This is a genomic window from Streptomyces atratus (genome assembly GCF_040655115.1).
In the GTDB taxonomy this organism is placed as follows: Bacteria; Actinomycetota; Actinomycetes; order Streptomycetales; family Streptomycetaceae; genus Streptomyces; species Streptomyces atratus_D.
In genome coordinates, this window is sequence record NZ_JBFAJH010000082.1 from 1 (window position 1) to 20,844 (window position 20,844).

Below are 20,844 nucleotides of genomic sequence, written 5' to 3' on the forward strand. Positions count from 1 at the left end.
GGACCGGCCAGTCGGCGATCGTCTCCTCCTGGACGCGTTCACGGGCCGACCTGTGCCGTACGAGGAGAACGGGCTCTCGGCCAGCCAGAGCTGAGTGCACAGCGGGTCGAGAAGGAGACCACTCCGCCGTTCTCGCAGAAGAACGGGCGATCGTCGCCGGCGGTCCGAAGTCCTCGATGGGGTTCCTTTCCTGAGTGGGCATTTGATGTTGATTCGCGATGGGTATTTCGACCCGCTTTGCCGTATTCATCGCCAACGCGCACACCCTGAAATGCCTGGAAGCTCCACACTGGTGGGAATCTTCCGCCCCATTACTAAACCAGACGGAATCCAGTGCCGCGAAGCGGATCAAACGGGCGCACAGGTCGGTACCCGGAAGGCCGTAAAGGCGCGCATAAGGTGCGAATCAGCCCGAAGATTGTTGGCCACAGGAGCGACTTAGCACCACAAAGCATCCCTAAACGCCCCCTCAGACCAGGTTGTCCTCGACGGTGAGCCCGAAAGCGCCGCGGCCGTACATCGCCAGCGCCCGTTCGACGTCGTTGGCCACGTGCACACTGCCTGCGTGGGCGTCCCGCCAGGCGCGCTCGATGGGGTTGCCCCGGCGCAGCGAGTTGCCGCCCGCCGTCTTGAACAGCAGGTCCATCGCGGCGACGGCCCGCTCGGTGCCCCGCACCTGGTCCCGGCGCGTGCGCAGGCGCAGTTCCACGGGGATCTCCCGCCCCTCCGCCGCCAGCGCCGACAGCTCGCGCAGGTTGCGGTCCATCTGCAGCAGCGTCGCGTCAATGTCGGAGGCCGCCCGCGCGATCGCGACCTGGGCGAAGGGGTCCTCGACGAACCTGCCGCCGCCCAGGCTGAGCCGGACCCGTTCCTTCATCAAGGAGATGTAGGAGTCGTAGCCGCCTGCCACGGCGCCGATGACCGGAGCGGTGATCGCGCTGGTGAAGACGGCCGCGAACGGCAGCCGGTACAGCGGCCCGGGGTTGACCTTCTGGCCGGGCCCCTTCAGCTGCGCCTGCTCGTAGTTGCGGATCACGCGGTGGGCAGGGACGAACACCGGCTCGACGACGATGTCGTTGCTGGCGGTGCCACGCAGTCCCACGACGTCCCAGACGTCCTCGATCCGGTAGTCGAAGCGGGGTACCAGCACCGTCATGAAGTCGACGGGACGGCCCTGCGCCCCGACGACCAGGGCCCCCAGCAGCGCCCATCCGGCGTGCCCGCAGCCGGAGGAGAAACTCCACCGGCCGGAGAGCCGGTAGCCGCCGCCGGAGTTCCCGCCCAGCGCGGCCGAGCCTCAGCGATCCGTCAACTGGTCCTCCAAGCCCCCGCACCTGTGGTCGCCCGGGCCCTCGGCTACCACGACAAGACCACCACCAACCTCGTCACGGAGGCCGGCGGAACCTGGAGCCGATACGCCCCTGGCATCCACAGCCAGTGATCGCTACAGGCCGCCGGTTGCGCTCGTCTCCACGAAGCGGACACCGCAGCGACGGATGTGATCAAGGAACTCGACTTCGTGCATTAGCGGGCGCCCCGAACCCGGCCTCGACTGGTGAGCTGGCGCATTCGGGCGTATCTCCTCTACCCCTCGTCATGAGTCACACCACGTCGGGCCATGGACTTTCCGTTGGCGTGGTACTCCTCGGAGGGCGTCCGTCGACGTGGTACTCCTCGGAGGGCAACGAGTCCCATTCAGTATTCGCGCCGTCGCGCGTCACCATGAACAACGGACGCGATCGGAGGACCTGCCCGACCAGTTGCCCGCGCATGACGACCCCGGGATCATCCGGTCCTGCGTAGCCCTCGGGCATGTAGCGAAAGTGCACGTTCATCGCCTCGGCATACGCGATTGCGTCGCTCTCCAGCTCCGCCATGTCTCTCCCGACCAGCGGGAGTCCGTCGTACGCAACCTGGGGACCCTGCACGGCGTCGGCAGCGATGCAAAACAGCCCCACAGCTTGGCTCACATAGGCCGTGACGGCAGGTGGAGAAGGAGCGACCCCGCGACGGTGGACTTCGACCTTCCAAGTTGGCGAGAAGATCGCGTGGCCCCGTGCACAATCGCTGACCTTCGTCTGGCCGAGTATCTCAGCCGCCTCGACCACTTCGTTGACGGTCATACCGAACCGAAGCGGTCCGACGCCGACAGCCGGCGAATAGGACCACTCGTCCCGTTCGGCGACTCCGAAATCGGCTTCGGTCTCGAACGCCATAGTCGCTCCTCTAGAGACACCTGAGAACTTGCCGTCGCCTATCATGCCAATCGCCGACCAGCAGGCTGCCGGGTGCCGCCGAGCTCGCGCAGATCACTCAGCGCAAGCCCCATCTCGGCTCGGCCGCGAATACGCGACACCTGAACATGCGAGCTCACCAGTCTCGGACCCCCTGCCGTTCAGCGCCGCGCGGCCTGTGCCCCGCGACACCCGCGCCGGCCGCGTGTCGAGGGACACACATACCGGCAGATAGGTCTACACCTGCGGGTAGGGTCCTTCGGCATGAGCACAACACCGCCCGACATACGCCGGGTCAGCCTCCGCGCCGCCCTCGGAATCGGGGCGGCCTTCACCGCCGCCGCGTTCGGCGCCGGGTTCACCCTCGCCGCCGACCAGAGCGGCGGCGCGGACCCGGACAATATCGTCGTCGAGCACTTGGTCGGCCCCCGCCACGGCACCGGGGACCCGTTGCCCGGCATGTGCACCGGCTATTCCGCGACCATGGGGAATGAGGCCGTCATGCGGGAGGAGGCGCTCTCGACCGCCTGCCAGTTCATCCGTGACAGCCGGGCCAAGGACGCCGAAGCCGCTGTCCAGGCGCTACGGGACGCCGCCCGTGTTCTGGAACGGGGCCGCCGGTGAACACCCCCCGCTGGGTCACCCCGCGCCGCCTCGGCGCCGCCGCCGCGATCTACGGCGTGTTCGTTACGGGCTGGTACCTGGGTCAGCCCGTCACCCCCGAATGCCACGTCGACCAGGCCGCCCTCGACCGGATCGCCGAGGAGTACGAAACCGAACCATCCCCCACACCCACTCCGACGCCGACGGCGTACCCGTCACGGTACGACTCGAAGTCCCCCCTCCCGCTCGACCCGACGCCGGACCCGGCCTACAAACCCCCCTACAACCCGCGTGGGGGCGCCGACGCCAGGTGGTCCCAAACGGTCACTGACTACGCCGTCGCCTGCACCAACGACACGAGCGAACGCCCCCGCATGCGAGCGTGGTTCGAGGGCCACTGGCGGTAGAGAGGCGGTGTGGCCCGGGGCGTCCGCCGACGCGGGCGCCGGCCCCGTGTCGTGCGACACTCCCCGGATGCCTGCCTGGATAACCCTGCGCCGCCTCGGCGCCGCCACCACTTTGTACGCCGTGTTCCTGGCCGGGTGGTGGCTGGGCCAGCCCGTGCGCTCCGACGGCTGCCTCGAAGACCGGCTCACCGCCGGGGAGGACGGTCGTCCCACACCGGTAGAACCGGCCGACCTCGCCCGGTACCTCGAGAACCTCAACCTCGACTTCGGTCTCCTCGACTGGGCCGACGACATGGACGGCTACCGCGACGGCGAATACGGCCCCAGCGACTACGGGCACGACCTGCGGGGCGGGTCCGAAACGTACGTCACGTCCGGCGCTGTCCACGCTCCTTGCTCCTACAAGAAGCGCGCCCGCCTGCTCGCGTGGATCAACGGCGACTGGGGCTGACTACACCTGTGCCTGCCTCACGGGCCCTCGCCGCGCGGCCGACTCATCCCACTGGACCAAGGACGTAACGTTCGCCGAGGACGCCAGCCACGTCCGCCGCCACCACGCCCCCGCCGTCATGACCACCCTGCGCGACCTGGCACGCGCCACTGTCCACCGGGCCGGCTGGGCCAATATCGCCAGCGCCCGACGCGCGCACGGTCAACCCGGGGCCGTCCTGACCCTCCACAGCATCCCATGACCAAATCGAGCGAACACGACTCTCCCCGGGGCCCTGGGGATGGGGCTAACCCCTGGGGGCGTGCACGGTTCCCGCATACCGCTGGGCGAAGTCCGTGTCACCGTCGGCGGTGACGGTCACATCGTATCGCCCGCCTTCCGTGGGCCACGTCACGACGGCCTTCTCGCGCGGGCCGACCATCTGGGTGCACAGCACGCCGCCGAAGTCGTTCGGGGCGACCGTGAAGCACACGGCGGCCCCGCCGTCGTTGGCCAGCAGCAGCTCGACCGACGCGTTCTCCGGCTCGCTGCTCAGCAGGACCGCCGCCACCCGAGGGGCGGCGGAGCCGTCCTGGTGGTCGTCCCCCGCTACCGTTCCGGCGAAGCGGCAGACGAAGCCGTCGGCGCCGTGGACGGTGAAGTCGTAACGCCCGCCGGTGCGTACCGTGTCCCACACATAGGCAGCGGTGCTGCGCGGCGCGACGGTGAACGGCCTTCCGGCGAACGGCCGGGCGATATTCGGGAACACCGTGAAGGGGAAGGCCACGGTTCCGTCGTTGGCGAGCGTGCAGGTGACCATGCCACTGGCACGGTCCACCACGATGTCGGCCCATGGGCGGTACGGCAGCGGCCGGTGCGGACGCGCTCGGCCCGGCTCCTGTGTCGGCATGATCTGTCCGCCCGGTGCCGGCACCTCCACCGGCGGCAGCGTCATCGCCGCGTCCGCCTGCTCCACCAGTGCCTGGGTGTCCGGCAGTACAGGGACCGAGAAGTCGGGCCGGGTGAAGTCGAAGCAGCTCGTGAGGTCGCCGCACACGGCGCGGCGCCACTCCGAGATGTTGGGCTCTTGTACGCCGGTGACGCGCTCCAGGAAGCGCAGCACGGAAGTGTGGTCGAAGACCTGGGAGTTGACCCAGCCGCCGCGTGACCACGGCGATATCACCCACAGCGGCACGCGGTTGCCCAGCCCGATCGGCTGCCCGTCCACGAACTCCTCAGGGGTCCCCGCGGGAGGGAAGGGCGGTACCACGTGGTCGAAGTAGCCGTCGTTCTCGTCGTACATGACGAGGAACACGGTGTGCCGCCACACCTCCGGGTTCGCGAACACCGACTGGAGCGCCGTGTTGACCCAATGCGCGCCGTAGGCGGGGCTGGCGGCCGGATGCTCGCAGAACAGGTACGGCGAGACCAGCCAGGACACCGTCGGCAGCGTTCCGTCCTTGCAGTGCGCGTCGAACGCCGAAAGGTCCCACTTCGTCATCGCGTTGATGTAGCGCGGGTCGTCCTTGTCGAAGTCGTGGAACCGGTCGAAGTACTCCAGGGCGTTGTCCTCGTAGTTGCCGTCGCGCTCGTCCAGTCCGGGAGTGTGGTAAACGCGCCAACTGACGTCGGCGGCCGACAAGCGCTCTGCGTACGTGGTCCAGTCGCAGACCGGGCTGCTGGGCAGGGGGGTGTTGTCGATCCATGGGCCGGTCGTGCCGTCGCGGCCTGGACCGACCGTGCCCGTCCACAGGTAGAGGCGGTTAGGGCTGGTGGGTCCGGCCAACGAGCAGAAGTACGCGTCGCACAGCGTGAATGCATCGGCCAGCGCGTACTGGTAGGGGATGTCCTCACGGGTGAAGTAGCCCATGCTCTGTTCACCCTTGGCGGACGTCCACCGGTTCATCGCGCCGTTGTTGATGGCATCGTGACCGGACTCCCAGTCGTGCGGCAGGCCGTCCGCGTTCTGCGCGTTGAACTTCGTGGAGTCCATCCGGTACGGCAGCAGGAAACCGCCGTCGACTCGGGACAAGGCGGGCTGGCGGAAGACGGAGTCACCGTTCGGGAACGTCAGTGCCTGGCGGTCGGCGAACCCGCGTACGCCGTTCAGCGTGCCGAAGTAGTGGTCAAAGCTGCGGTTCTCCTGCATGAGGATCACCACATGGCGGACATCGTCCAGGGGGGACGTCATGGTGTCAGTTCCTTTCCGCCGGGGTGAGCAGGGACGAGAGCAGGCCCAAGTCGGCCTGCTCCAGGGAATCGAGGACGGTCCGCCCGGTCGCAGGCGGTATCGGCACGGTGGAGGGCACGGCCAGTACCGCGCACCCGGCGGCCTCGGCCGAGGCGATGCCCGTGGGCGTGTCCTCGACGGCCACGCAGGCGCGCGGATCGACGCCGAGGGCGGCGGCTGCGGCGAGGTACGGTTCGGGCGCCGGCTTCGTACGGGGGGTGTCCTCGACCGCGACCGTCCACGCGAACCGCTCCTCGCCCAGCGCCTTGCGCACGAGGTCGAGGACATGGCGCGGCGACGCGGTGACGATCGCCGCAGGCACGTCAGCCGCGGCCAGCTCGTCCAACAGGCGCAGTACGCCCGGGCACGGGACGACCTCGTGGGCGACCAGGTCGGCGAACACCGCATCCAGCTCAGTCGCGAGCGTGCCGAGGTCACACGCCGCCGAGCCACCCGTGCTCTGCAGGTGAGCGGCGGTGTACGAGGCCGGCCGACCCAGCACATGCGGTGTGTCCGCGGCGGTCAGGGGCCGCCTGATCCCGTCGGCGACCTGTTCCACCGCGGCCCACCACAGCCGCTCGGTGTCGACGAGTGTGCCGTCCATGTCGAACAGCACGGCGGAGGGAAGGCCAGTCGCGGCGATGCGACGATTCATGGTGCGTTTCTTTCCGGTACGAAGCGAAAGGGGGGCTGCAGCGGACGTACTCCACGGGGAGGCCGGAATCATCAAGTGGCCTGATCCGGACCGGCGGAGTCGTCCGATCGAGCAGGGGCCGGGCTGTCAGGTCACATCACCGCCGCCCTTCCCTTGGCGACGATCCACCAGCACCGGCCGGTCCGGCAGCGTCAGCGTCACCGCCGCACCGACGGGGAGTGTGGCCGTGGAGTGTGTCGGCACGTCGGCCGTCACCTCGGCGCCGTCGGCCAGGCGTACGGTCAGCCGTGTCGTGGAGCCGAGGAACGCCGCGCTCATGATCCGGGACGTGCCGCTCCCGTCCGCCGTGACCTCGACCGCTTCCGGCCGTACCAGTACGTCCACGTCGCCGGCTCCGCCGGCGACCTCGGCGCCCGGCAGCCTCCCGTGGACCGCCAGTGTGCGGCCGCACACGTTCACGGTCCTGCCGTCCGACCCGGCCCGGGCCGGGATCCGACTCATCACCCCCACGAACTCGGCGACGAACGCGGTCGCGGGGCGCTCGTACAGCTCTGCCGGGGGCGCGCACTGTTCCAGTCGTCCGCCGCGCATCACCGCCACCCGGTCGGCCATGGAGAGGGCCTCCTCCTGGTCGTGGGTCACCATCAGGGTCGTGATGCCCACCTGCTGCTGGAGGCGGCGGATCTCCTCGCGCAGCGTCAGCCGGACCTGTGCGTCGAGTGCGGACAGCGGCTCGTCGAGCAGCAGCACGCGCGGCTGCAGTGCCAGGGCGCGGGCCAGCGCGATCCGCTGCTGCTGCCCGCCGGACAGTTGGCGCGGGAAACGGGCGGCATGCTCCGGCAGCCCGACCAGCTCCAGGAGTTCGGCGGCGCGAGCCTGTCGCGCCGCCTTGCCGGTGCCGCTCATCCGCAGTCCGAACGCGACGTTGTCGAGGGCGTTCAGGTGCGGAAAGAGGCTGTACGACTGGAACACCATGCCCACGTCGCGGCGGTGCGCGGGGACGGACGTGATGTCCTCCCCGTCCACGACCACCTCCCCCGCGTCGGGCCGCTCGAATCCGACAACCGTCCGCAGTGCGGTGGTCTTGCCGCAGCCGGACGGGCCGAGCAGCGCCAGGAGTTCGCCCGGGCGGACCGTCAGGTCCAGGCCGTCCAGTGCCGTCGTGGCGCCGAAGGTGCGGCGCAGACCGCGGAGTTCGACAGTGGAGCCAGTCTGTGTCGGACTGATGGTTTCGCGATCGGTTACAAGGGTGGTCATGAGGTCTCCATGGGGCGGCGGGCGCGTCCGGCGGCGGCGATCATCAGTAGCAGCACCCAGGTGACGAGCAGGCCGAGCACCGACACGGCCACCGACATCTGCGCCTGGGAGCCGCTGATGACGACGATCCACACGGCAAACGGCTGGTATCCGAGGACCGCGGCGGCGGTGTACTCGCCGAGCACGAGTGCCAGGGTCAGGAACGCTGTGTTGAGGAGGGCGCCGCGCAGGTTGGGCAGCACCACATGCACGAGCGTGCGGGGCCACGGTGCCCGGCAGGCCCGGGCAGCCTCGACGAGCACGCGCAGGTCGATGGCGGCGAGCCCGGTATCGAGCGTGCGGTACGCCAGTGGCAGTGCCATCAACGTGTACGCGAGCACCAGAACGAAGGGGAATTCCGGGTTCTGGAGTGCGATCAGCGCCTGGAAGAGCGGTGTGCCGGCGAAATGGTCCGGGCCCCAGCGCAACACCGTGCTGATCCCGGTGACGAGGGCGACAGCGGGTACGACCAGCGGCAGCAGGCACACGATCTCGACGAGCGCACGCAGCCGCGGTGCGACCAGTCGGACCGCGATCAGGGCGGGCACGAGCAGGCCCAGAACGAGCGCGATAGTGGCCGCGGCCAGTTTCAGGGTCAGGGTCAGGCTTTCGGTGAAGCCGTCGGCGTCGAAGATGGCGGTGTAGGCCTCGAAGCTGGTGCCCTGGCGCGGGACGCCGACTCCGAGGCTGAAGGCGATGGCGCACGCGAGCGGGACGAGGAAGTACACACCGGTCAGCAGCAGCACGGCACCGCGCCCCCAACGAGGGCGGGTCAGGCGAGCCATCGCGCGCTCCTGCGGTGCAGTGGCAGGTGAATGGCCATCACGAGTCCGGCGACCAGCACCATGTCGACGCCGAGTGCCAGCGCGACGTTGCCCTCGCCGACCAGCACATCGCCGGACAACGCATCCGCGATCTGCATGGTGACAAGCGGAACCGAACTGCCGACCATCGCGGCCGCGGTCGCATACGCGCTGAACGCGGTACCGAACAGCAGGACATAGCCGCCGAGCAGCGAGGGCATGAGGATCGGGAGTGCGACGTGCGTCCAGTACTGGAAGGTGCTCGCGCCGTTATTGTGGGCGGCCTCGCGCCACTGCCGCCGCAGCCCCTCCAAAGCGGGGGTGAGCGTGAGCACCATGAGCGGTACCAGGAAGTAAAGGTAGACCAAGGTCAGGCCCCAGAAGCTGTACAGACTCCAGCCATGGCCGGCCAGATGGAATTGGCTCGTCAGGACGCCGGCGTTGCCGAGCGTCGCCACGAACGCGAACGCGAGCGGGACGCCACCGAAGTTCGCCAGTACGCCGGCCCCTGCCAGGACCGCCTCGCGCAGGGCGCGGAATCGTGAGGTGACGACCGCGTGGGCAAGTGGCAGGCCGACGATGGCGGCGATCAGTGCGGAGACTGCGGAGAGTTTGACGCTGCCGAGCAGGGCCGTCAGGTGGGGGCCATGCAGGGAAGCGCTCATGTTCGCGGTGGTGAGGCGGGCTCCGCCCGACGCGGTGTCGGGCGTTGTGAACGCGCCGAACACCATCGTCCCTGCGGAAAGGCCGAACACTACGGCCGTGAACAGGAGGAGGGGCGCGACGCCGAGCCAGCCTGCCGAGCGCGGACGGTGCCACCGCCGGGCGGCACCGATGCGGGCGTTGCCGCCGAGGGAGTGGTGCCGGGTGTCGCCGGCGGCGGCAGTCTTGAGGGTGCTCATTCGGCTACGGCCTGGGCCCAGCCCTGAACGACGGCCTGCTTGGCCTTGCTGATCTGGTCCTCGGTCGGGAAGGCGGCCGTGGCGTTGCCAGGTGCCTTCGGGAGCGCGGCAGCGGCGTTCGCGTCGAGAGTCCCGGCCTTGTGCATCGCGGGCATCAAAACGGGGCGGGCGTGTCCCTTGAGCCACAGGTTCTGCCCCTCCGGGCTGTACAGGAACTCCTGCCACAGGCGGGCGGCGGCCGGGTGGGGTGCCCACTTCACGATCGCCTGTGAGTAGTACTCGGCGTACACGCCGTTGGTCGGAACGCTGACCTTCCAGTCGACGCCCTTGGTGCGGAGCTGGTCGACGTACCCGGCGTTGAGATAGTCCCAGGTGACGCTGATCGGCGTCTCACCCTTCTGAATGGTCGCCGGGGTCGATTCGACGGGGTTGAAGTTGCCGGTCTTCTTCAGGCGGGCGAAGAAGTCCAGGCCGGGCTTGATGCTGTCGAAGGAGCCCTGGTTGGCGAGGGCCGCTGCGTACACGGCGCCGAAGGCCGAGCCGGACTTCGTCGGGTTGCCGGTCAGCGCTACCTGCCCCTTGTACTGCGGATCGAGCAGTTCGGCGAAGGACTTGGGGCACTTCTTGACGCGGGCCGCGTCACAGCCGATGGAGACGTAGCCGCCGAAGTCGTTGTACCAACGGGCCTTGGCGTCCTTCTGCGTCCGGGGGATCTGGTCGAACGAGCGGACGCGGTACGGCGCCAGCAGGTCCTGCTGGGCCCCGCTGATGGCGAAGGCACGGCCCACGTCGATGACATCCGGAGACCGGTCCTGGCCCTTGCGCGAGGCGACCGCGGTGATCTCGTCCTGGCTGGAGGCGTCGGGGTTCTCGACCTCGACCTCGATCCCGTACTTCTTCTCGAAGGTGTCGATGATCTCGCCGTAGTTCGCCCAGTCACGCGGCAGGGCGATGGCATTCAACTTGCCCTCCTTCTTCGCGGCTGCGATGAGGGCGTCCATGCCGCCGAGATCCTGTGCCGAGGTTGCCGTCGCGGCCTTACTGCCGCTGGCGCCGGACCCATTATTGCTGGTCAAGCCGCAGGCGCTGAGTGTGAGCGCGGCCACGACGAGGGAGCAGCCGAGGCTGGCTGAGCGGACGCGGTGTCGTCGCACGAGGTTCTCCTGGTGAGAAAAGTTGGCTGTACAACTTGAGCCATTACCTCGGAGGGTGATGTCCGGGAGGTGAACGCCGTCGAACGGGTGGGCGATCTTCACGGGAAGGGGCGCGGGTCGGTTCGGGCAGTCAGGGCCCGGCCAGCCAGGTTGGGCTGCGAACGGATAGGGTCACGCCAGCGGCGTGGGCCGCAGAGGGAGAGGGAAAGCGAAATGGCAGTCGCAGGTGGCGGGGCAACCGGAGCGCGATACCGACGGTTGGCGGCCGACCTGCGTGAGGCCATCGAGGCCGGTGCCTACGGGGCCGGCGGCCGGCTGCCCAGTGAGGAGAAGCTCGCCCAGCAGTACGGGGTGTCCCGCGGTACCGTCCGTCAGGCGTTGGGGGTGCTGCGCGCCAATGGCCTGGTCACGTCCCGACGCGGCACGCGGCGCGTCGTGCTCGGCACCGCACGTACCCAGAGCTTCTTCGAACTGCTGAGCTTCACCCGCTGGGCTCGCTCGATCGGGGAAGAACCGGGCGGCCGCACGATCGACATCGAACGCCGTCTCGCCGACCCGTTGGAGTGCGAGCAACTCGGTCTCGCACCTGGATCGAAGGTCTATTGGGTGCTGCGGCTACGGACTCTGTCGCGCGTCCCGATCATGATTGAGCGGACCATCTACCCCGAGCAGATCGGTGCCATGATCGCCCGCCTGGAGCCCGATGCGATCTCGCACACCGAGCCGCTGGCGGAGCAGGGCGTGGTGTTCGCCGACGCCGAACACACGGTTGACCTCGTCTGGGCCGCCGCCGAGGACGCAGGCCTGCTCGGCTGCGCCGAGGGCGGGCCGCTGATACGGGAGCGCCGGCGCGCCACGGACCCGGCGGGAACGCCGTTGGAGTGGTCGGAGGACCGCTACCTGCCGGGCACGGTTGCGTTCACGGTCCACAACTCCGTGGCCACAACGGCGCTGTCGCGCCGCCGTGGCTGACCGATCGTCGCCGAGCGGAGCCGGCGGGGTCACCGGATCTGCGGATGCCACACATCCAGGCACATACGCATGCAGCCGCTTGTTGACCACCAGCTTCGGCGTCTTCGGACGCCGTGCCGTCAACTCCGACTTCCACTGCGCGATCGAGGCCCGGTAGTCAAGCCTGCCGCCGCGCGTGGCCGCGCTGCGCCGCAACTCCCGGGAAACGGTCGACGGCCCCTGCCCAGCCGGCGCGCGATCTCGCGTACTCCCATGCCCTGAACCATGAGCAGCGCGATCTCCTCACGCTCGGCGAACGACAGGTATCTGCCCGACAGCGGGCCGAGCTGGATCGATGGCATGCCACCACGTTCCCGCAACCACCGTGAGCCGACAGGCCCCGACACTCCGCACGCGATCGCCGCATCCTCGCTGGTCAGCCCCTCGGCGATCTTCACCCAGAAGGCCCGCTCCACGTCCCGACGGACCGGGGGCAGGGGCCGCGCGGCGCTTGCCCTGCCGCGTCAGTGAGCGACGCCGACGCGGCGGTTTGCAGCCCTGCAAGCCCAGGTCGGCCACGATCTCGGCGACGGTGTTCACCGACACCTGCCAGCCCTCGGCCCACAGGTCCAGCGTGATCCGCGGCGAGCCATACGTGTCGCCCGACTCACGAAAGAAGTGCGTGATCCTCTCCTCCAATCGCGCCCTCCTGACCTCGCGTTTCGTCGGCTCGGCCGGACGGCGGCGCCACTTGTAGAACCACGCCTCCGACAGGCCCAACGCGCGGCAGGCGACGGTGTGCGGGATGCCGTACTCGGTCCTCTGGTCGCCGATCACCAGACAGGCGGCGCCGCGCGCCCAGAGCGCCTCGCTCGCCTCGTCGGCCTTGATGACGCAGTCGCGCGCTGCCGTGGAGACCGCGTGCCGTTCCAACGCCGACGTCATGGCCGGCCCGAAGTGCTCGTAGGCGACGGTTCCCTCCCCTGCGATGACGATCAGTCCGGGATTGAGTAGATTGCACAGACAGGCGAGGCCTCGGCCCAGCGCGTCCCCCGCCACCGCGAACGCGTCACGAGCGGCCTGGCGCTCAGCACCGGCACCGGACCGCGCCAGCTCCGTCACGGCGTCGAAGTCGGCCTCTGGTGAGCCGCCCGCCTCCCGGAACATTCGCAGCACCGCGTCGGAGGAGGCCAACGCCTCCACGCAACCCCGGTTGCCGCAGGCACACTCGGGGCCGTTCGGCTCGATCGGGAGATGTCCGAACTCGACAGCGAGTCCACTCGCTCCGGAGTGCAGCACGCCGTGGAGCATCAGCGCACCGCCCACGCCGCGCCCGACCGAGACCACCGCGAAGGAGTCGACGTCCTGCCCCTCACCGAACCAACGCTCAGCGATGACAAGGGCGTTCACGTCGTTGTTGACGACCACCGGAAGCCCGGTCGCGGCGCTCAGCGGTCCCGCGATGTCGACATCAGTCCACCCCAGCCGAACGGCGGAGTGGCAGACGCCGGCCGCCGCATCGACGTGCCCGCCGACCCCCACGCCGACGCCCAGCACCGCCGCGCCGGGATCGGGGGCGAGCGCGAGCAGTTCCGCCGTCAACGCAGCTGCCACGGACAGGACGCGCTCGGCCTCGAGCGAGTCGAGCGGAGCGACGAGACGCGCGAGCTGCTGCGCCCCGAGGTCGGTGAGCACGGCGGCCACGTGCGTGCGCGCAATCTGGACGCCCACGACCAGGTGCTGTTCGGTGTTGACCCGCAGCAGTCGCTGCGGCCGACCCAGCCCCATCGCGCTCTGCTGCCCGGTCTCACTGAGGTAGCCCCCTTCGATGAGTGGCGACAGCAGCCGCGTCACCGTCGACGGCGACAGCCCCAGACGCTGGGCGATCACCGTGCGCGAGATCGGCCCAGCCGTGAGCACCTGCGCGAAGATCTCAGCCCCTGTCTGATCCGGGACCAATGCCCTCAAGGCGGTCACCCATTCCTCCCTATGCTGCCGCTGCCGCCTGCCGAAGCGCCTACATGGAGTCCGCGATCCACATTCCGCCGGCCGGTCCGAGGCCCTGGCCGACATCGCACGACAAGACCAGGACAAGGTCGCCAAGGCTCTCAAGCACGTCTGCACCGTTGCGACCGAGGCCTGCCGCGACCGAGCAGTTCCTGGACTTCAGCGACACCTGAGTGGGCATTTGATGTTGATTCGCGATGGGTATTTTGACCCGTTTTGCCGTATTCATCGCCAACGTGCACAGCCTGAAATGCCTGGAAGCTCCGCACTGCTAGGAATCTTCCGCCCCATTACTAAACCAGACGGAATCCAGTGCCGAGAAGCGGATCAAATGGGCGCACAGGTCGGTACCCGGAAGACCGTAAAGGCGCGCGTAAGTTGAATGCGTCAACACGGCGGCGTCCGGCGACGTCAGGTCCGTGGCGACCTGCTCGAACAGGCCGCGGGAGGGCAACTGTTCCAGGACCATCTGGATCTGCGCGCGGTGCCGTCGCGGCCGGAGCCATTTCGCGCATCCGTCTGACCACCACCATCCTGCTGGCCCGGCTGCGCGCCAACCGTGCGTTGTTCGCCAAGTCCGCCGCCACGCTCGACCGCCTGTCCGATGGCCGGCTCGTGCTGGGCCTGGCACCCGGCACCAGGGAGGACGACTACAACGCAAGCGGGGTCGATTTCCTGCAGCGCGGCAAGCTGTTCGACGCACTGCTCGAACGGGCCACCCGGCAGTGGCAGGACCACGGCGGTATCGGACCACGTCCGGCCACGGCTGGCGGCCCCCGATGCTGTTCGGCGGGTTCACCAAGCCCGCCCTGCGGCGGATAATCACTTACGGTCGCGGCTGGATCGGTGGCGCCCAAGGCGTGGCGAACTTCCAGGCCGTCCTCCCGCGGGTGCAACAGGCGTGGCAGGACGCAGGCAAGGAGTGGACACCCCGCCTGGTGGCGACCGCGCACTTCTCGCTGGGCCCGGACGCAGAACAACGTCTGCACCACCGCCTTGCGAACTACTACACCTCAGGCACCTACACCCGCGAAAGCGTCGAAGCCGGTCTCGCCACACCCGAAGGAGTGGCCCGCGAGGCCGCTGCCTACGCCGAGGCGGGCTGCGACGAACTCATCCTCTTCCCCCACGGCGGCGGACTGGAACAGGTAGACCTGCTCGCCGACGCGGTCGGACTGTGACCGCTCGCCGGGACTGGCTTCGTTAACGTTCATCGTTTGTCGATGAGTTTCGACAGCAGTTGGCGAGCAGCGCGCTCACATGCGGCTTCTGGCCGTCCTGGACAAGACGATGCTCCTGCTGGCCGACGCGGCCTTCGACGGCAACGAGTTCCTTGATGCCGTCCATCAGAGCGGGGCGCGGTTCCTGGTGCGCTCCGGGGCCCGCCGTGCCCTTGCCGCCGAGCAGGGCGTCAGGTCTGCGGCGGGGCCGGCCGATGCGGCCCGCGATGGACGGGATTCCGTCGACCAGGGCGAGGGTCTGAGTGACGTCGTTGACGTTCGCCGCAGTCGTGATGACCTTCAGCGGGGTGCCGCGCCCGTCGCAGATCAGGTGGTGTTTACTGCCCGTCTTCCGTCGGTCGACCGGCGACGGGCCGGTGTCGGCGCCCCCTTTCTTCGCGTGGGAACCATCGTCTTGCCGCCTGACCTCCAGCAGCTGCCACGAGAAAGCGTCCGGGATGAAGAACAGCCCGATCGTCCCCAAGCCGATCACCGTCACGCTCATCAGACCCGACGACACGGTGGGGTCGTCCACCGACTGACCGTCAGCGCCCCGGTGCGGGAGATCCGCCCCGATGACGGCAGGGACCGCATCCTCCTAACGACACCCGTCACGGGGGCGTGCGAGCAGGCCACCGCAGGGTGTCGCGATCACGACGTCGAACGGCCGGGGAACACCTGGTGGGCCTCGCCGGGTGTCGCTATTCTTGCCGAATCTGCATGCAACACCCCCACTGCGGAGGGGATTTGAGAATCACCTTGGAGGCCGGTGGGCCCGCCGAGACAGAGGATCTGCGCCGGTGGCTGAGGCGCGACCCAGCGCTTCGCAGCACTGTCGGCCAGGCACCGCCCGGGGCGCCCGCCCCGGACAGCATGAGCGGAGGTGCGGCCGAGCTCGTCCCCGTTCTGCTGGCGCCCGGCGGGCTCACCGCAGCCGTGGCTGCGGCCGTCGTCGCCTGGCTGCAGAGCAGACGCGGGAACCAGACCGTCACGATTACCCGGCCGGATGGGACACAGGTCACGGTCACGTCCGAGGGGGTGGCGGGGCTGACGCCTCAGGGGACCGCCGATGTGGCGCAGCGGGTGGCCGAGATGCTCCAGCAGCCGCACCCGGCCACGGCTGACGGGCCTGAGGGCCGCCAGCCGGGCCCTGTCCCGCAGGCGCACGAAGCGGACGGGCGTGAGGGGCGGCAGCCGCCATCCGCCCCGCGGACGGATGGCCCTGACGACCAGCAGCCGCCTGTGGCGAATCGCACCTAGGCATGGCCGTCGGACGGGGGGACCTGAGCGGCGTCAACTGCCACGCGATCGTGGTCGGTACAGGGTGTTACGGCGGTAGTGGCCAAGGAGCGCTGTCGGACCTGCCGAGCGCAGCGCGCTCGGCGCGGGCGGTCGCCGCAGCACTGGAAGAGAAGTGCGGTCTCAACGGTCGGGTCACCGCGATCATCGACCCGCAGGGGCCGACCGAGGTGCTCGCGGCCGTCCAGGCCGCCATCGACGCCTCGGAGGGCGGCGTCGTCCTCTTCTGCTTCGTAGGCCACGGTCTGGTCGGACCTGGACAGCAGTTGTACCTTGCCACGTCGGATACCTCCTCGGCCGTCGACACTGTGCACGCCGTCCCCTTCGACCAGGTGAGCAAGCGACTCGCCGACGCCGCGGCGAGTACCGTCGTCGTCCTCGACTGCTGCTTCTCCGGTCTCGCACAGGTCGCGCCGCGGGAGTCGTATCGCGAGGTCTTGGCCTCAGCCCGTCCGGAGGGCAGCTTTCTGCTGGCCTCGGCCACGCACTACGCCGCTTCGTTTGCACCACCGAATGCGGAACACACTCTCTTCAGTGGGGAGTTGCTCCGACTTCTGACGGAGGGCGATCCGGGCGGTCCGAACTGGTTCACCCTCCTCGACGTCTACCGCATCCTCGACCACCGCTTCCAGGGCAGCGCCGCACGCCCGCACTCCGACGGTGTCGGACGGGCCTCCGATCTCGTCCTCGCCCGCAATCCCGGCAGGCGCGTCCACGACGCCACCGCTGCGCCGGAGACAGAGCAGGGCGGCGGCCCGTGCCCTTACCCAGGAATGCGCCCATTCCTGCCGGAGCAGCACCATCTCTTCTTCGGACGGGAGGAGCTGACGCGCAGCCTGGTACGCCGGGTGACCGCCGGCCCCCACCCGAGCCCGGTCGTCCTGGTGGGTGCGTCGGGAGCCGGAAAGTCCTCTCTGCTCCGAGCCGGACTCATAGCCGGTCTGGAGACCGAGCGGGTCCTCCTGCTGCTGGGACCCGGCGCGCGGCCGTTCCGTTCGCTCGTGGAAAGCTGGGCGACGGCAATCGGGCGGCCGTTTGCCGAGGTGGAGAAGGACCTGGCCACCGGACGGTTCAGCCCCCTCGGGCCGGACGTCCTGGTGATCGACCAGCTTGAGGAGATCTTCACCGAGTGCCAGGACCCGGAGGAGCGGGAGCTCTTCGTCCGCGCACTCGCCGCAGCGGGAACCGACGGTCCCCGCATCGTGCTCGGCCTTCGCGCCGACTTCTACGACCAGGTGCTGAACGACACACGGCTCGACGCGATCGTCAGGTCCGGACAGTTCACCGTCTCCGCCATGTCCGACACTGAACTGCGAGCGGCCATCGAACGCCCCGCAGAACAAGCCGGGCTGCGTCTGGAGGACGGCCTGTCGGACCACATCCTGCGCGAACTGCGGCAGGAGCGCGCCGCCGAAGGGGACGCCGTCCCGCTGCCGTTCCTCGCCCACGCCCTGCGCCAGACCTGGGCCGGGCGCCGCGGCACCACGTTGACCTTCACCGCCTTTCAGACCGCCGGCGGGATCCGCACAGCCGTGGCCCGGACAGCCGACGAGGTCCATGACGGGCTCGGCGCCGACGACCGGAGCCGACTGCGGGAACTACTGCTGCGCATGATTTTGGTGGTCGACGACAGAGGCCGTGCCGTGCGCCGCCGCGTCCCCGTGGCCGAGCTCGACCAGGACGCCGATCTGCTCGGACTGCTGACCGCGGCACGGCTCGTCGTCGTGGACCAGGACGAAGCGCAACTCTGCCACGACTCCCTGCTCCATGCCTGGCCACGGCTTCAGGACTGGATCATTGAGAACCGGGCCGGACTACTCGTCCGCCGGAGACTCGGTGACGCCGCCGACGGCTGGCACGAGGCGGGACGCCCGGAGAGCGGCCTGTACGGAGGCGACCAATTGGCGTCCGTGCGCGCGCAACTCGCCGGTAACGTCGGTGCGCTCCACATGCGACGCGTCGAGCACGACTTCCTCGACGCGAGCCACCGCGCCGAACACCGCAGGACGAAGCTGCGCCGGATCGTCGTCTCCGTCGTCACCGTACTGGCCCTGCTCGCGACCACCCTCGCCGTACTGGCCCGCGGCGCTCAGCAGGATGCGGAGGGCCGCGAGACGATCCTGATCGCCAACGAGATCGCGGCCCAGGCGGACGCCATGCGCGCACGCGATCCGCAGACCGCGCTACGGCTCAGCCTCGCGGCGTACCGCACAGCAGATACCCCCGACACCCGGTCGAGCCTCTACGCCGCCTATCTGACAGAAGCACCGGTCGATATCCCCGGCGGACATCGCGCGGCAGTGCTCAACCTCGCGTTCAGCCAGGACGGGGATGTGCTGGCAACCAGCCAGGCCGGCGGGCAGATACAGCTCTGGGACCTTTCCCACCGGAACATACCGGTCAAGGCGGGGGCCCTGAAGCTACATGGCAGCGCCGCCATCGCCTTCCACCCGCGCTCCCGTCTGCTGGCGGCACAGACGGCCACGGACCTCACCCTCTGGGACGTCAGCGAACCCGAGCGGCCCGAGCGGCTGTCCGAACGGGAGATCCCGAAAGGCATGACGTACGCCCTCGGGTTCGCGCCGGACGGCCGCACGCTGGCGGCGGGGGGTGACCAGGGGCGGCTTCGATTGTGGGATGTGTCGAATCCGACGGCTCCTGCACTCAGGACGGACCGGTCGGTAGCTGCCGAAGCACTGATGTCACTGGCGTTCCGCCGCGACGGCCTGATGGTCACGGGCAACGGCATCAGCGGGACGGGCAGGGCCGAGCGGCCCGCGGAGGTGAGATTGTGGGACGTACGGGATCCTGCGGATGCCCGGCTGCTGGACACCGCCGAGGCCCCCTCCGTGATGGCGGTGGCCGCTCATCCGACGCGAAATCTGCTGGTCGCGACCGGCGCGAAGGGTGTGATGGCCTGGTGGAGGGTGGAGGAGGGACGTCGGCTCGTACGCGCCGAGCCCGATGCCCGGGACAATACCTGGGGTTACCCCGACCTGCCTTCGCTGAGCTTCCGTCCGGACGGGGAGCGGTTGGCCGCCGCAGGCAATTCGGCTCAGGGAGGCGCCCTGATCCGTGCGACGGTAGCGACCGATTTCGAGCTTTTCAGCTACTCGGCCGAACAGGGGACGGCCCCCTCGGCTGAGCCGGCCCAGTCGGTGGCCTACAGCCCCGACGGGGACCAGCTCGCGGTGGGCGACGTGGCGGGCAACGTACGCGTGTGGCCGCAGCGCACCCCCGCGCCCCGGGTCCGAGGGACCATGACCACACCGGACCCAGGCGCCAGCCCAATCAACGGCGACGGCACGCTCATGGTGGTCGCGGCGCCGGCAAAGACCTTCCAGGTCTGGGACCTCCGCTCCGCGGACACGACCAAGGGAAGCGATCCGCGCGTGCGGTTCACCCTGCCCAAGGGGTGGGAGGCCCGGTACTTCCTTCCAGGGACCGACCGCTCCATGCTGCTGGCCCACCGCTGGACGGAAAGCACGGGGGACCACGCGTTCCGGTTGTGGGACTTCGGCGGCGACGAGAACAAGCCTCCGGTACCGGGTGAGGAAATCCATCTGCAGGCGGAGGACGTACGGACGGCCGTCTCCGCGGACGGTGGCCTCCTGGTCCTCGGCGACTGGTTCACCGCAACGGTGCGTGTATGGGACATTCGGGACCCCCTCCGACCGGTCCGCGGCGGGACCATGACCGCCGCGCAGATCGCGGAACCGCAGAGCATGTTCTTCATGGGCGACCGGGGATTCGCCATCGTCGACCGGGGCGAGCCGGGGCAGGGCAGACCGAGTGATCTGCGCATCTGGGACCTCACCGACCCCGCCCGACCGTTCAAGGTCCGTCTCCTCCCGGGCGCTGCCACGGGACAAGCGGTCTACGTGCCCTCGTCGCATCTGCTGATGCACGACGCACTTCCCGAGCGGACCCAACTGTGGGACATGCGCGACATCCGCAGGCCCCGGAAGGCCGACTTGCTGCCCGCCGCATCCGGCGGCTATCTACCGGTCGGAAAAGGCGTCCTGGCGACGACGCTCACCGACGGAACCGTGCAGTTTTGGGACGTAGGGAACCCGTACCAGGCCCGTAAGACTGGTGCGATGCGCTTCGACACCCGCCTTGAGGACATCAGATTGTCGCCCGACGGGAAGCGGGTCCTCACCAGTTCCCCCTACCGCGTCTGGGATTCCGGGGCAGGTGGCATGTGGCACACCCCCGCCATCGCCACCCTGGCAGACATGCAGGACGTGAGGCTGCTGCCTGGGAACAACCCGTTCGCAGCCGTGGTCCCGGACAATTCTCGGGAAGGACGAGTCGCGTCGGGACTCACCTATCTGATCGACCTCGACACCGACCGGATCTACGAGCGGCTGTGCACCACCCACCCTCTCAACGTCGACAAGGGCCTGTGGAAAGCCCTGATCCCGCACCTGGACCGCCGGCGGTCCTGCGATTGACGGACGATTGTGGAACGCTGGCCCGATTGCTCAGCCCGGATCCACCGGCTTGATTTCGGTGTGATCGTTTCGGGTGGTTGAAGTTCCCCCGCTGAAGTGGGCAGCCTGATACTGGGACGGATGGGTCCCGGAGGAAGCAGTCCAGGTTGAGTGGCAAGAGCAACATGAGCAAGCGGTACACGTCGGAGTTCAAGCG

Annotated in this window: 16 protein-coding genes and 3 pseudogenes; 8 read left to right on the forward strand and 11 right to left on the reverse strand. The window is 69.1% G+C overall.

Going from position 1 to position 20,844, the window contains the following annotated elements:
• Window positions 1-469 precede the first annotated feature (469 nt).
• Both AB0I23_RS39120 and AB0I23_RS39125 read right to left on the reverse strand, forming a co-directional pair.
• A complete protein-coding gene (locus AB0I23_RS39120) occupies window positions 470-1,156 on the reverse strand; it encodes an acyl-CoA dehydrogenase family protein (protein ID WP_359117578.1) in 687 nt (228 codons plus the stop codon).
• Window positions 1,157-1,601: 445 nt separating this feature from the next.
• The gene (locus tag AB0I23_RS39125) at window positions 1,602-2,216 is read right to left on the reverse strand and encodes a hypothetical protein (protein WP_359117581.1); all 615 of its coding nucleotides are present in this window, start codon (window positions 2,214-2,216) and stop codon (window positions 1,602-1,604) included.
• A gap of 282 nt (window positions 2,217-2,498) precedes the next feature.
• Between AB0I23_RS39125 and AB0I23_RS39130 the strand changes: the two genes are divergently transcribed.
• The 3 genes from AB0I23_RS39130 to AB0I23_RS39140 all read left to right on the forward strand — a co-directional run bounded on the left by AB0I23_RS39130 (window position 2,499) and on the right by AB0I23_RS39140 (window position 3,695).
• Window positions 2,499-2,858, forward strand: a complete 360-nt coding sequence (locus AB0I23_RS39130; RefSeq protein ID WP_359117583.1) for a hypothetical protein — start codon at window positions 2,499-2,501, stop codon at window positions 2,856-2,858.
• A complete protein-coding gene (locus AB0I23_RS39135) occupies window positions 2,855-3,244 on the forward strand; it encodes a hypothetical protein (protein WP_359117586.1) in 390 nt (129 codons plus the stop codon). Before AB0I23_RS39130 ends, AB0I23_RS39135 begins: the two co-directional genes overlap by 4 nt.
• A 67-nt stretch (window positions 3,245-3,311) precedes the next feature.
• Window positions 3,312-3,695 (forward strand): hypothetical protein, encoded by a 384-nt coding sequence (locus AB0I23_RS39140; RefSeq protein ID WP_359117589.1) that lies wholly within the window; start codon window positions 3,312-3,314, stop codon window positions 3,693-3,695.
• Between the two features lie 286 nt (window positions 3,696-3,981).
• Here the strand turns inward: AB0I23_RS39140 and AB0I23_RS39145 are convergent, their stop codons facing one another.
• The 6 genes from AB0I23_RS39145 to AB0I23_RS39170 all read right to left on the reverse strand — a co-directional run bounded on the left by AB0I23_RS39145 (window position 3,982) and on the right by AB0I23_RS39170 (window position 10,714).
• On the reverse strand, window positions 3,982-5,865 hold the full coding sequence (locus AB0I23_RS39145; protein WP_359117592.1) for a phosphocholine-specific phospholipase C: 1,884 nt from the start codon (window positions 5,863-5,865) through the stop codon (window positions 3,982-3,984).
• Between the two features lie 4 nt (window positions 5,866-5,869).
• Window positions 5,870-6,559 carry an HAD family hydrolase gene (locus AB0I23_RS39150; RefSeq protein ID WP_359117594.1) on the reverse strand — a complete coding sequence of 230 codons (690 nt, stop codon included), beginning with the start codon at window positions 6,557-6,559 and terminating at the stop codon, window positions 5,870-5,872.
• A 126-nt stretch (window positions 6,560-6,685) separates the two neighbouring features.
• On the reverse strand, window positions 6,686-7,816 hold the full coding sequence (locus tag AB0I23_RS39155; RefSeq protein WP_359117596.1) for an ABC transporter ATP-binding protein: 1,131 nt from the start codon (window positions 7,814-7,816) through the stop codon (window positions 6,686-6,688).
• Window positions 7,813-8,640 carry an ABC transporter permease gene (locus AB0I23_RS39160; protein ID WP_359117599.1) on the reverse strand — a complete coding sequence of 276 codons (828 nt, stop codon included), beginning with the start codon at window positions 8,638-8,640 and terminating at the stop codon, window positions 7,813-7,815. Before AB0I23_RS39160 ends, AB0I23_RS39155 begins: the two co-directional genes overlap by 4 nt.
• Entirely contained in the window at window positions 8,628-9,560 is a 933-nt protein-coding gene (locus tag AB0I23_RS39165; protein ID WP_359117601.1) for an ABC transporter permease, read from the reverse strand. The genes AB0I23_RS39160 and AB0I23_RS39165 overlap by 13 nt, the downstream gene beginning before the upstream one ends.
• On the reverse strand, window positions 9,557-10,714 hold the full coding sequence (locus AB0I23_RS39170) for an ABC transporter substrate-binding protein (protein ID WP_359117604.1): 1,158 nt from the start codon (window positions 10,712-10,714) through the stop codon (window positions 9,557-9,559). The genes AB0I23_RS39165 and AB0I23_RS39170 overlap by 4 nt, the downstream gene beginning before the upstream one ends.
• Window positions 10,715-10,927: 213 nt before the next feature.
• Here AB0I23_RS39170 and AB0I23_RS39175 point away from each other — a divergent pair, with 213 nt between their 5' ends.
• Window positions 10,928-11,686 carry a GntR family transcriptional regulator gene (locus tag AB0I23_RS39175; RefSeq protein WP_326791699.1) on the forward strand — a complete coding sequence of 253 codons (759 nt, stop codon included), beginning with the start codon at window positions 10,928-10,930 and terminating at the stop codon, window positions 11,684-11,686.
• A 60-nt stretch (window positions 11,687-11,746) separates the two neighbouring features.
• Here the strand turns inward: AB0I23_RS39175 and AB0I23_RS39180 are convergent.
• Window positions 11,747-12,162: pseudogene (locus AB0I23_RS39180) on the reverse strand (transposase); the annotation flags it as partial.
• A gap of 52 nt (window positions 12,163-12,214) precedes the next feature.
• Window positions 12,215-13,738, reverse strand: a pseudogene (locus tag AB0I23_RS39185) (ROK family protein); the annotation flags it as partial.
• Window positions 13,739-13,984: 246 nt separating this feature from the next.
• Between AB0I23_RS39185 and AB0I23_RS39190 the strand changes: the two are divergent.
• Both AB0I23_RS39190 and AB0I23_RS39195 read left to right on the forward strand, forming a co-directional pair.
• Window positions 13,985-14,494 (forward strand): LLM class flavin-dependent oxidoreductase, encoded by a 510-nt coding sequence (locus AB0I23_RS39190; protein WP_359117607.1) that lies wholly within the window; start codon window positions 13,985-13,987, stop codon window positions 14,492-14,494.
• 38 nt (window positions 14,495-14,532) lie between these two features.
• A complete protein-coding gene (locus AB0I23_RS39195; protein WP_359117610.1) occupies window positions 14,533-14,853 on the forward strand; it encodes a hypothetical protein in 321 nt (106 codons plus the stop codon).
• 208 nt (window positions 14,854-15,061) lie between these two features.
• On the opposite strand, the pseudogene AB0I23_RS39200 reads toward AB0I23_RS39195, so the two are convergent.
• Window positions 15,062-15,304 (reverse strand): annotated as a pseudogene (locus AB0I23_RS39200) (transposase); the annotation flags it as partial.
• 335 nt (window positions 15,305-15,639) lie between these two features.
• On the opposite strand from AB0I23_RS39200, the gene AB0I23_RS39205 reads away from it, so the two are divergent.
• Together AB0I23_RS39205 and AB0I23_RS39210 are read left to right on the forward strand one after the other, a co-directional pair.
• Window positions 15,640-16,152 carry an effector-associated constant component EACC1 gene (locus AB0I23_RS39205; protein WP_359117613.1) on the forward strand — a complete coding sequence of 171 codons (513 nt, stop codon included), beginning with the start codon at window positions 15,640-15,642 and terminating at the stop codon, window positions 16,150-16,152.
• A gap of 2 nt (window positions 16,153-16,154) precedes the next feature.
• On the forward strand, window positions 16,155-20,648 hold the full coding sequence (locus AB0I23_RS39210; protein WP_359117616.1) for a caspase, EACC1-associated type: 4,494 nt from the start codon (window positions 16,155-16,157) through the stop codon (window positions 20,646-20,648).
• The last annotated feature ends 196 nt before the right edge of the window (window positions 20,649-20,844 follow it).